At 71.6% G+C, this 11,817-nt stretch carries 8 protein-coding genes and 1 pseudogene; 2 read left to right on the top strand and 7 right to left on the bottom strand.

What is annotated here, in order from left to right; genetic code table 11:
• Nucleotides 1–11: 11 nt before the first annotated feature.
• Nucleotides 12–507, top strand: a pseudogene (locus tag ABZV31_RS00280) (response regulator); the annotation flags it as partial.
• A gap of 143 nt (nt 508–650) precedes the next feature.
• Here the strand turns inward: ABZV31_RS00280 and ABZV31_RS00275 are convergent.
• Both ABZV31_RS00275 and lepA read right to left on the bottom strand, forming a co-directional pair.
• Nucleotides 651–2,525, bottom strand: coding sequence for an AMP-dependent synthetase/ligase (locus ABZV31_RS00275; RefSeq protein ID WP_355886050.1), 1,875 nt, complete (start codon nt 2,523–2,525; stop codon nt 651–653).
• A 261-nt stretch (nt 2,526–2,786) separates the two neighbouring features.
• A complete protein-coding gene (gene lepA / locus ABZV31_RS00270) occupies nt 2,787–4,661 on the bottom strand; it encodes a translation elongation factor 4 (protein ID WP_355886047.1) in 1,875 nt (624 codons plus the stop codon).
• A 258-nt stretch (nt 4,662–4,919) separates the two neighbouring features.
• On the opposite strand from lepA, the gene rpsT reads away from it, so the two are divergent.
• Nucleotides 4,920–5,186, top strand: coding sequence for a 30S ribosomal protein S20 (gene rpsT, locus ABZV31_RS00265; protein WP_355886044.1), 267 nt, complete (start codon nt 4,920–4,922; stop codon nt 5,184–5,186).
• 362 nt (nt 5,187–5,548) lie between these two features.
• Here the strand turns inward: rpsT and holA are convergent, their stop codons facing one another.
• From holA to ABZV31_RS00240, 5 genes are all read right to left on the bottom strand, one after another.
• Nucleotides 5,549–6,538 (bottom strand): DNA polymerase III subunit delta, encoded by a 990-nt coding sequence (gene holA / locus ABZV31_RS00260; protein ID WP_355886042.1) that lies wholly within the window; start codon nt 6,536–6,538, stop codon nt 5,549–5,551.
• 195 nt (nt 6,539–6,733) lie between these two features.
• Nucleotides 6,734–6,979: a hypothetical protein gene (locus ABZV31_RS00255; RefSeq protein ID WP_355887512.1), complete on the bottom strand. Its 246-nt coding sequence runs from the start codon at nt 6,977–6,979 to the stop codon at nt 6,734–6,736.
• A gap of 33 nt (nt 6,980–7,012) precedes the next feature.
• Complete coding sequence (locus ABZV31_RS00250; protein ID WP_355886040.1) at nt 7,013–7,852, bottom strand: arylamine N-acetyltransferase; 840 nt, start codon at nt 7,850–7,852, stop codon at nt 7,013–7,015.
• A 4-nt stretch (nt 7,853–7,856) separates the two neighbouring features.
• On the bottom strand, nt 7,857–10,376 hold the full coding sequence (locus tag ABZV31_RS00245; protein ID WP_355887509.1) for a ComEC/Rec2 family competence protein: 2,520 nt from the start codon (nt 10,374–10,376) through the stop codon (nt 7,857–7,859).
• 95 nt (nt 10,377–10,471) lie between these two features.
• The gene (locus ABZV31_RS00240) at nt 10,472–11,680 is read right to left on the bottom strand and encodes a ComEA family DNA-binding protein (protein ID WP_355886037.1); all 1,209 of its coding nucleotides are present in this window, start codon (nt 11,678–11,680) and stop codon (nt 10,472–10,474) included.
• Between the last annotated feature and the right edge of the window lie 137 nt (nt 11,681–11,817).

Genomic DNA, 11,817 nt, shown 5'->3' with positions numbered 1-11,817 from the left:
GCACCGACACCATGAGCGCTGACGACACGGCCGACGAGGGGGCCGCCATACTCCTCGTGGACGACATGCAGGACAACCTGATCGCACTGGAGGCGGTCCTGGGGTCCCTCAACCAGCCGCTGGTGCGGGCGCGTTCGGGCGAGGAGGCGATGAAGGCGCTGCTGCGGCAGCGGTTCGCCCTCGTGCTGCTCGACGTGCGCATGCCGGGCATGGACGGCTTCGAGACGGCCGCGAACATCAAACGGCTCGACCAGACCAAGGACGTGCCGATCATCTTCCTGACCGGCGCGGAGGACGACTCCGGCTACGCCTTCCGCGGGTACGCCACGGGAGCCGCCGACTACCTGACGAAACCGTTCGACCCGTGGGTGCTGCGCGCGAAGGTCTCCGTCTTCCTCGACCTGTACCGCAAGGCCCGGCAGCTTACTGGCGCAGGAGCAGGCCCACTGCGGACAGGTCGCCACCCGGCTGGCGGCGCTGGGAAAGCTGCTGGCCGCCGACACCCCGGACCTGCCGGACGCGCGCCCGCCGACACCCCGGACCTGCCGGACGCGCGCCGGCAGGTCCAGGAGCTCCAGCAGCTGGTGGAGTCGATACGCCGGCAGGGGCGGGGGCACTAGGGCCGGTGGGCCGACGCCCCTGCCGTGCGGTCACGCCTCGCGCGTGCCTGCGTACATCTCGTCGAGCAGGTGCTTGTACTCCCGCTCCACCACCGGCCGCTTCAGCTTCAGGCTCGGGGTGATCTCGCCGTGCTCGACGTCGAGGTCGCGCGGCAGGAGGCGGAACTTCTTGATGGTCTGCCAGCGCTGCAGACCCTGGTTGAGCTGCTTGACGTAGCCGTCGATCATCTCGACGGTGGCGGGCGCGGCGACGACCTCGGCGTACGACTTGCCCTCCAGGCCGTTCTCCTTGGCCCACTCCAGGATCGCCACCTCGTCGAGGGCGATGAGGGCGGTGCAGAAGTTCCGGTCGGCACCGTGCACAAGGATGTTGGAGACGTACGGGCACACCGCCTTGAACTGGCCCTCGACCTCGGCGGGCGCGATGTACTTGCCGCCGGAGGTCTTGATCAGGTCCTTCTTGCGGTCGGTGATGCGCAGGTAGCCGTCGGGCGACAGCTCGCCGATGTCGCCGGTGTGGAACCAGCCGTCCGGCTCCAGCACCTCGGCGGTCTTCTCGGGCAGCTTGTGGTAGCCCTGCATGATGCCGGGGCCGCGCAGCAGGATCTCGCCGTCGTCGGCAATGCGCACCTCGGTGCCGGGCAGCGGCTTGCCGACCGTGCCGGTGCGGTAGGCCTCGCCGGGGTTGACGAAGGAGGCCGCGGAGGACTCGGTGAGGCCGTAGCCCTCCAGGATGTGGATGCCGGCGCCGGCGAAGAAGTAGCCGATCTCCGGGGCGAGGGCGGCACTGCCCGAGACGCAGGCGCGCAGGTTGCCGCCGAAGGCCTCGCGGATCTTGGCGAAGACGAGCGCGTCGGCGACCTTGTGCTTGACACCGAGGCCGAACGGCACGGCGTGGGTGCCGGTGCGCCTGAAGTTGTCCTGGGAGACCTTGGCGTACTCGCGGGCGACCTCGGCGGCCCACTGGAAGATCTTGTACTTGGCGGCGCCGCCGGCCTTCGCCTTGGCCGCGACCCCGTTGTAGACCTTCTCGAAGATGCGGGGGACGGCCGCCATGTACGTCGGCTGCACGACCGGCAGATTCTCGATGATCTTGTCGACGCGGCCATCGACGGCGGTGACGTGCCCCACCTCGATCTGGCCGGAGGTGAGCACCTTGCCGAAGACGTGGGCGAGCGGCAGCCACAGGTACTGCACGTCATCGCCGCTGATCAGCCCGGTCGCGGCGATCGCCTTCGCCATGTACGACCAGTTGTCGTGCGGGAGCCGGACGCCCTTGGGGCGGCCCGTGGTGCCGGAGGTGTAGATCAGCGTCGCGAGCTGGTCCTTGGTGATCGCGCCGACCCGCTCCTTGATCAGCTCAGGGTGCTTCTCCAGGTACGCGGCGCCGCGGCTCTCCAGCTCGGCGAGGGTGAGCACCCAGTCGCTGGTCTCGACGCCGGCCGGGTCGATGACGACGACGTGGTGGAGGTCGGGCAGCTCGGCGCGCTTCTCGACGGCCTTGGCCAGCTGGTCGGCGTTCTCCGCGACGAGGACCTTGCTCTCGGAGTCGGAGAGGATGAAGGCCGACTCGTCGGCGTTGGTCTGTGGGTAGACGGTGGTCGTGGCCGCACCGGCGCACATGATGCCGAGGTCGGCGAGGATCCACTCGATCCGGGTGGAGGAGGCGAGCGCGACCCGCTGCTCGGGCTGTACGCCCAGCTCGATCAACCCGGCCGCGATCGCGTAGACCCGCTCGGCGGCCTGCCCCCAGCTCAGCGACTTCCAGTCGTCCGGGCCCTCACCGGAGGCAGGGGGGACGGGGTAGCGGTAGGCCTCGGCGTCCGGTGTGGCCGCCACGCGCTCCAGGAAGAGGGCCGCCACGGTCGGCGGACGGTTCTCGATCAGGGTCTGTGTGTCGCTCACGACATCCTCCGGGGCCCGCGACAGTGCGGCTGGCTCTCAGTGCGGCTGGGTTTACTCACGGGTTGTTCCCGCTGTTGTTTAACTCGCGAGTAACTATCGAGCAGAGATCAGGGTAGAGCGCGACCGGCCACTGCGTAAGGGGCAGCGGCCTGTCACTTCCTACAGAGAGCGACTGGCCGCATGCACAGGGACCCGCCGCACTTTCGGGCGACGGGCCCCTTTTCCACCCGGTTTGCCGGGGCGACCACGGGTAACCCGCGGTTACTTCTTGGCCTTGCCCGACCCTGCGCTGTCATCACTGGAGAGCACCGCGATGAAGGCCTCCTGCGGAACCTCCACGGAACCCACCATCTTCATCCGCTTCTTGCCCTCCTTCTGCTTCTCCAGCAGCTTCCGCTTGCGGGAGATGTCACCGCCGTAGCACTTGGCGAGGACGTCCTTGCGGATGGCGCGGATGGTCTCGCGGGCGATGACCCGGGAGCCGATGGCGGCCTGCACCGGCACCTCGAAGTTCTGCCGCGGGATCAGCTCCTTCAGCTTGGCGACGAGCCGCACGCCGTACGCGTACGCCTGGTCCTTGTGTGTGATCGCCGAGAAGGCGTCGACCTTGTCGCCGTGCAGCAGGATGTCCACCTTGACCAGGGAGCTGCTCTGCTCGCCGGTGGGCTCGTAGTCGAGGGAGGCGTAGCCGCGGGTCTTGGACTTCAGCTGGTCGAAGAAGTCGAAGACGATCTCCGCGAGGGGCAGGGTGTAACGGATCTCTACCCGGTCCTCGGAGAGGTAGTCCATGCCGAGCATGGTGCCGCGGCGGGTCTGGCACAGCTCCATGATCGCGCCGATGAACTCGGAAGGCGCGAGGATCGTGGCCCGCACCACCGGCTCGTACACCTCGGCGATCTTCCCCTCGGGGAACTCGCTCGGATTGGTGACGGTGTGCTCGGTGCCGTCCTCCATGATCACGCGGTAGACCACGTTGGGCGCGGTGGCGATCAGGTCCAGCCCGAACTCGCGCTCCAGTCGCTCGCGGATCACGTCGAGGTGCAGCAGGCCGAGGAAGCCGACGCGGAAGCCGAAGCCGAGGGCGGCGGAGGTCTCCGGCTCGTAGACGAGCGCGGCGTCGTTGAGCTGCAGCTTGTCGAGGGCGTCGCGCAGCTCGGGGTAGTCGGAGCCGTCCAGCGGATACAGGCCGGAGAAGACCATGGGCTTGGGGTCCTTGTAGCCGCCCAGCGGCTCCACGGCGCCCTTGGCCTGGCTGGTGATGGTGTCACCGACCTTGGACTGGCGGACGTCCTTCACACCGGTGATGAGGTAGCCCACCTCGCCGACGCCGAGCCCGTCGGCGGGCAGCATCTCCGGCGAGTTGGTGCCGATCTCCAGCAGCTCGTGCGTGGCGTCGGTGGACATCATCCGGATCCGCTCGCGCTTGTTGAGCTGCCCGTCGACGACACGGACGTACGTCACGACGCCACGGTAGGAGTCGTACACGGAGTCGAAGATCATGGCGCGCGCGGGAGCGTCCTTGACGCCGACCGGGGCCGGGATCTGCTCGACGACCTTGTCCAGGAGCGCCTCGACGCCCAGGCCGGTCTTGGCGGAGACCTTCAGCACGTCGCCGGGGTCGCACCCGATGAGGTTGGCGAGCTCCTCGGCGAACTTCTCGGGCTGCGCGGCCGGGAGGTCGATCTTGTTCAGTACGGGGATGATCGTGAGGTCGTTCTCCATCGCCAGGTAGAGGTTGGCGAGGGTCTGGGCCTCGATACCCTGAGCGGCGTCGACGAGGAGGATGGTCCCCTCGCACGCGGCGAGCGACCGCGAGACCTCGTACGTGAAGTCGACGTGACCCGGCGTGTCGATCATGTTGAGGATGTGCGTCCTGCCCTGGTCGGGGCCCGTGGTCGGGGCCCAGGGCAGACGCACGGCCTGGGACTTGATCGTGATGCCGCGCTCGCGCTCGATGTCCATGCGGTCGAGGTACTGAGCGCGCATCTGCCGCTGCTCGACCACGCCGGTCAGCTGGAGCATCCGGTCGGCGAGCGTGGACTTGCCGTGGTCGATGTGCGCGATGATGCAGAAATTGCGGATCAGAGCCGGGTCGGTACGGCTCGGCTCGGGCACATGGCTAGGGGTCGCGGGCACGCAGGGTCCTGATTCTTGAGGCGTCCGCATACGTGTGCTTGTCCGTCTGCGGTCTCGGGTCGGATCGATACGTAGTCTCCATGGTCCCATGGCTGGGGAGCGGGTACCGGTTTGGGCCACTCGAAGGGCCACTGGTAGTCTGAGTGGCTGTGTCTCATGCCCTCTCAGCAGGAGGCACATCTTCAAGAAATCACCGGCACGTGAGGCGGGCCGCCAGCGGTCCTTCACTCGCGTGCCTGAATCTGTAGAGGCTCATTCGTGGCGAACATCAAGTCCCAGATCAAGCGGATCAAGACCAACGAGAAGGCTCGGCTGCGGAACAAGGCCGTCAAGTCCTCCCTGAAGACCGCGATCCGCAAGGCCCGTGAGGCTGCTGCCGCGGGTGACGTCGAGAAGGCCGTCGAGCTGCAGCGCGCTGCCGCGCGTCAGCTGGACAAGGCCGTCTCGAAGGGCGTCATCCACAAGAACCAGGCCGCCAACAAGAAGTCGGCGCTGGCTTCCAAGGTCGCGTCCCTCAAGGGCTGAACCACCCTTTGATCTGATCGCCGGAAGGACCCAGGGCGGGCCCTCTCTCATCCGCTCCCGACCGGCACCCCGAGCTTCGTACGCGGCCTGCGTTCGCCACGCGGGTACGGAGCTCACCAGCGTGCACCGAAGGCCCCGACACCTGCCCCTTTCCCCAGGGGAGGTACCGGGGCCTTCGGCGCGCTGCCGATGATCGCGTCCCGGCCGCCCTTGAAGTCGCCGCCCCGGCCGCCCCTGAATCGCCGTCCCGGCCGCCCTTGAAGTCGCCCGAGAGCGGGGTGGCTGCCAAGCATGTCATGTGGTGCGTGCAGTCGGCGGGCGCCACCGGATCACGGGACCCGGCGAGGAGGGTGCACCGCCCGCTACGCGCGCCCCCGGGACCGCGCCGCCCGGGCGATCGTCACGACCGCCTTCTCCAGCGCGTACTCGGGATCGTCCCCGCCGCCCTTGACCCCCGCATCCGCCTCGGCCACCGCCCGCAGCGCGACGGCCACCCCGTCGGGCGTCCATCCCCGCATCTGCTGCCGCACCCGGTCGATCTTCCACGGCGGCATCCCCAGCTCCCGCGCCAGGTCGGCCGGCCGCCCCCCGCGAGCGGACGACAGCTTCCCGATCGCCCGCACGCCCTGGGCCAGCGCACTGGTGATCATCACCGGCGCCACGCCCGTCGCGAGCGACCACCTCAGCGCCTCCAGCGCCTCCGCCGCCCGCCCCTCCACGGCCCGGTCGGCGACCGTGAAGCTCGACGCCTCGGCCCGTCCGGTGTAGTACCGCCCGACGACGGCGTCGTCGATCGTCCCCTCGACGTCGGCGACCAACTGCGCCACCGCCGACGCCAGCTCCCGCAGATCGCTCCCGATCGCGTCGACCAGCGCCTGGCACGCCTCGGGCGTGGCGGATCGCCCGAGCCCGCGGAACTCGCCCCGTACGAAGGCGAGCCGGTCGGCCGGCTTTGTCATCTTCGGGCAGGCCACCTCCCGCGCCCCCGCCTTGCGCGCGGCGTCCAGCAGCCCCTTGCCCTTGGCCCCGCCCGCGTGCAGCAGAACAAGCGTGATCTCCTCGGCGGGCGCCCCGAGATACGCCTTCACGTCCTTGATCGTGTCGGCCGACAGGTCCTGCGCATCGCGTACGACCACGACCTTGCGCTCCGCGAAGAGCGACGGGCTGGTCAGCTCGGCGAGCGTACCGGGCTGCACCTGGTCCGGGGTCAGATCCCGTACGTCCGTGTCGGCGTCGGCGGCCTTGGCCGCGGACACCACCTCCTGCACGGCACGGTCGAGCAGAAGGTCCTCCTGCCCCACGGCAAGCGTCACCGGGGCGAGAGGGTCGTCATTCGCAGTCTTCCTGGCCATCGGGACAAGCATCCCACGCGCCACTGACAACGCAGGCGGAATGCGGTGGGCCCACGGTCAGCCCCCGCCCGGGCATCTGCGGGCGGGCGAGCGCTGCGGTGCCGGGCGCCCCGGCAGCACCGCCCTGCGCGGTCCGGCGCGGGCACCCCGGCGCCGGAAGCACGGCTGCACGAAAGCCGCCCCCGCCCCGCAGGGTCACGGCTCCTCGCGCCAGCCGTGCCACGCCCCCACAAACTCATCCAGCTCCCCGGGATCGAGCCGCTCCTGCTCGTCCCGAAGCACCACAAGCCACTGCGCATCCTCCGCATCGTCCTCCCCGGCAAGGGCGTCGCGGACGATCCGCGGCTCCTCGTCCATCCCGAACCGCTCCCCGAGCGCCTCCACCACCTCCTCCGCGGCATCGCGGTCGGGCAGCACCAGCACATGTCTCACATCACTCACGGAGCCATTTTCCGGCACCTCGACCGACACGATTCAGCTGCTCCGGTCCGGGCCCCGCACAGCCGGGACGGAGGCAAGCCTGATGCCGAACCGGTCCCGGTACACGGCGAGTACCTCCTCGTCCGAGGTCAGGTCCCGCACCTCACGCGTCCCGTCGACGCCCGTCGTGGTGAGCGTGCGGCCGCTGAGGGTGATCCGGCCTCCGTCCTCCGTGAGCCGGGAGCACACCAGGGAACGCGTGAAGTGCGAGGCCGGCGAGGTGCTGTGCCACCAGGCCCCGGCCACGAAGTCGCCGAGGACACGGGGCCGCACCTCCAGCCGGTACTGGGGCTTCCCGTCCCGGACGACGTCCAGGTCGGCGGCCTCCACCGCCGGGGCCGGCCCCCGCACCCCGGCAGCGTCCGGGCCCGCCTCCACGATCCTGAACGTGCCACCGGGCTCGGCCTGTTCACCCCGTTCCCCGAACGCCAGCGGAGAGTGACTGAACGCCCCGAAGCCCACGTCGGCCAGCCAGTCGCCCCCGTCCACCGTCCGCACCCGCAGCGCGAGATGGTCGTACGGAATCCCGAGCCGCCCCTCCTCTCCGTACACCCGCGCCGCTAGCAACGTGACGTCGAACCCCAGCGCGGCGAGCAGCGCCCCGAACGCCCCGTTCAGTTCGTAGCAGAACCCGCCCCTGTGCGCGCCCACCACCTTGTCCAGCAACCGCTTCTCCTCCAGCACGATCTCCTCACCGACGTGGACCGACAGGTTCTCGAACGGCACGGTCTGCAGATGGCGCACCTGCAGTTCCCGCAGGACGTCGACGGTGGGCCACGCCGGGCGCTCGACTCCCAGGCGGCGGAGATAGGCATCAACCTGTGCGGCATTCATGCCCTCAGTCTCGCGCCACGCGCAACCGCATGCCCGCCCCGGTGACCGCGAGCGCCCCGTCCCGGTCCGTCCGCAGCACCACCGCACCCTCCGCCCGCAGCGCCTGGACGGTGCTGGGAGCCGGATGCCCGTACGGGTTGTCCGCGCCGCAGGAGATCAGCGCCAGCCGCGGGGCCACCACACGTATGAGGTCCGGGTCCTGATGGGCCGAGCCGTGGTGGGCGACCTTCAGCACGTCCACGCCCACCAGCTGCGCGACCGCCGGCGACCGCAACAGCGCCTGCTGGGCCGGGGGTTCGAGGTCGCCGAGCAGCAGCAGCCGCAGTCCGGCCGACCGGACGAGCAGCGTCACGCTGGCGTCGTTGGGCCCGTCCGGGTTCGGTGCCGGACGCGGTGGCGGCCACAGCACCTGCCAGGACAGCGTGCCGGTGCGCCGCTGCTCCCCGGCGACGGCGCGGGTGAGGGGGATGTGCCGTTCGGCTGCCTCCTTCCGTACGAACTCCGCTTGGTCCGCGGGCTCTTCGTACCCCGTTGTCTCGATCGCGCCCACCGAACGTCCGCGCAGCACGCCCGGCAGCCCCGTCACGTGGTCGGCGTGGAAGTGGGTCAGCACGACCAGCGGAATCCTGGTGATGCCGAGCGCGCGCAGACAGTGGTCGACCAGCGTCGGATCGGGCCCGGCGTCCACGACCACGCCGCTGCCCCCGCCCGCCGCGAGCACCGTCGCGTCGCCCTGCCCCACGTCACACATCGCGAACCGCCAGCCCGGCGGCGGCCAGCCTGTGATCACCCTGGTCAGCGGGGGCGGCTGCACCACCACCAGCAGGAGCAGCACCCCGCAGACACCGCACAGCCAGGGGTGCCTCAGCAGCCGCCGACCCACCAGTACGGCCGCCGCCGTGACGAGGGCCAGCAGCAGCGCCCCCGTCCAGCTGCCCGGCCAGTCCACTCCTCCTCCGGGCAGCGCCGCCCCGGTCCGGGCCACGTCCGCGATCCAGCCCGTGGGCCAACTCGCGCACCAGGCAAGCATCTTCGCCACCGGCATCGCGACCGGCGCCGTCGCCAGTGCCGCGAAGCCCAGCACCGTGGCGGGCGCGACGGCGACTTCCGCGAGCAGGTTGCACGGCACCGCCACCAGGCTCACCCGCGCCGACAGTACGGCGACGACCGGCGCGCACAGTGCCTGCGCCGCAGCCGCCGCGGCCAGCGCCTCGGCCAGGCGTGCGGGCACCCGGCGCCGGTGCAGCGCGGCGCTCCAGCGGGGCGCGAGTGTGAGCAGGGCGCCGGTGGCCAGCACGGACAGCAGGAAGCCGTAACTGCGGGCCAGCCACGGGTCGTAGAGCACCAGCAGCAGCACGGCCGTTGCAAGGGCGGGGATGAGCGATCTGCGGCGGCCGGTCGCGAGGCCGAGCAGCGCGACGGCTCCGCAGGCCGCGGCCCGCAGCACGCTCGGATCCGGCCGGCACACGACGACGAACCCCAGGGTGAGCACTCCGCCCAGCAGCGCGGTCGTCCGCAGGGGGATGCCGAGCCTTGGTGCGAGGCCGCGGCGCTCGATGTGCTGGGCCAGCCCGGGCGGGCCGATGAGCAGGGCGAGGAGGATCGTGAGGTTGCTCCCGGAGACGGCCAGGGTGTGTGCGAGGTCCGTCTCCTTGAACGACTCGTCCAGCTCGGGCGTGATCCGCGAGGTGTCCCCGACGACCAGCCCCGGCAGCAGCGCCCGGGCGTCCGCCGGCAGCCCGTCGGTCGCCGTGCGCAGCCCGGCCCGCAGTCGGCCCGCCAGCCGCTGCGGCCCGGACGGCTCCCCCACCACCTCCGGCGCCGCCCGGTCCCGGACCCGCAGCACCGCCGCGATCCGGTCGCCGCCCGCCAACGGGGGCGCCAGCCGCGCGGTCACCCGCAGCCGCGTGGACGGCAGCAACCTCAGCCAGGGCGAGCGCTCCGGCCCGTCCCTGCTGCGGCGCGCTTCTCCTGACACGCCCTCGGGAGGAGGCGCCGCCTGCGGGCCGGCGTCGACGAGCATCAGCACCGGGGTCCGCGTCACCACGGCCGCCGCCCCGCCCACCCGCTCGACGCGCCGCACCTCGGCGTCGACCTGCACGGAGGCCGGCGCCATGTGATCGCCTCTGACCCGGGGCCGGGTGAGACGGGGATCGGAGGTCACCTCCACCTCGGCGGTCACGGTGGCGAACTGCCGCGCCAGCCCGGGCACCGGCCCACGCCGTAGATCCGCCCCGTGCAGCCCGGCGGAGGCGGCGGCCGCGGCGGCACCGAGCAGCACGGCGGCAACGGAGGCACACGCCCAGGCGCGCCGGGCGAGCGCTCCACGTCGCCGTACCAGCAGCAGTACTGCGGCCACGGCCAGGCAAGCGACCGTGAAGCCGGTGATCCATTCCGGCGCAGCGTCCAGCGCCGACGCCGCCGTCGCCCAGGCTGCGAGCGCGGGAGGGACGAGTCGTAGGTCTGTCGGTCCTTCCTGTCGGGGGTGGGCGGCTCCCAGCCGCTTCCCGGAGGCGGCGTGCACAGTGGCGCGGGCGTCGGGGTGCTCCGCGGGTGCGGGGCGGTCCCGGGCCACCCGGTCCGCAGCCGTCTGCCCGCGCGGGTCGTCGGGGGCGTACCTCATGGCCGTACGAGGTTCCGCAGATCGGCGAAGCGGCGGTCCCCGATGCCGTTGACCTCACGCAGCTCGTCCACCGAGCGGAAGCTGCCGTGCTGCGTGCGGTAGTCGACGATGTGCTGGGCCAGTACGGGGCCGACGCCGGGCAGGGTCTCCAGCTGGTCCGCCGTGGCCGTGTTGAGGGAGACCGGGGCCGAGGGAGCCCCCGCCGCGCCCGAGCCGGCCGCGCCCCCGGCGGCCGTACCGCCCGGGGCGGCCCCTGTCACGGGAGCCGGACCGCCGACGAGCACCTGTTCGCCGTCCACGAGGAGGCGCGCCCGGTTGAGGCCGTCGGTGTTGGTGCCCGGCCGCACCCCGCCCGCCGCCCGCAGCGCGTCGGCGACCCGCGAACCCGCCGGAAGGCGGTGGATCCCTGGGTGGCGGACCTTGCCGCCGACGTCCACCACGATCTCCGGGCCGGCCGACGCCCTGGCGCCCGGCGGAGCGGCCGAGGCACCGGATGCGGCGCCCCTGCCCTCTCCCCGGGCCCCGTAGGGAGCCACGGCCCGTACCACCTCCGGCGCCCGCACCGACTGGGTGCGGCCGGTCCAGAAGTGCTGCACGGCGAAGACGGCGGCGACGACGAGAAGGACCGCGAGCGCGATCACGTTCCTGGGCTCCAGAGCGCACCGCGTCTGCAACCACAGCGGCATCCGCTCGCGCAGCGCCGGCCCGGCCCGATCCCGCCAGGCGGGTGCCCCACCGGGAGCAACCGGACCGGCATCGACTGCGGCAGCCAGGCTCGGGACGTCTCGCCGTATCTCCCCGTCCTCGTCACCGACCCGGTGGTCCTGATCCGCATGTGCGTCCTGACCCGCACCGTCCTGATCCGCATGGGCGTCCTCATGGGCGCCGTGACCCGCACGGTCCGGATCCGCTTCCCGCTCGGCCCATGACGGTCTGCTCCGCGCGTCCCGGACCGGCTCCGGGTGCGCACCGCACGTGCTGTTCAGGGTGATCCCCGGCGGTCCACTCCCCGACTCCCCCACCTGCCCGGCGCGTTCGGCGAACAGCGCCTCTGCGCGTCGGCGCAGTTCCTCGGCCGACGCGTGACGGTGCCGGGTTCCGCGCCGGGCGAGTGGGCGGCGGTGGCGGGTCCGGCCGTCCGAGGCGGGGCCGCGGCCCGGGCCGCTGGTTGCGGTCGCTGTGCGTGAGCGTGATCGAAGTGCCATGCGACGAGGATCGGGCACCTCGCCACGTTCGCGATGATCTTGCTCAATTTTCGGGGATTACCGCCCAGTTGTGGATAACTCCGTCACCCACACGAGTAACAGTCCACAGGCCACCGCACGATCCCGACCGCAGGAGC

This window comes from Streptomyces sp. NPDC005202 (assembly GCF_040608235.1).
In the GTDB taxonomy this organism is placed as follows: domain Bacteria; phylum Actinomycetota; class Actinomycetes; order Streptomycetales; family Streptomycetaceae; genus Streptomyces.
Note: the sequence above shows the minus strand (reverse complement) of the source record. Positions and strands in the feature narration are given on the sequence as shown.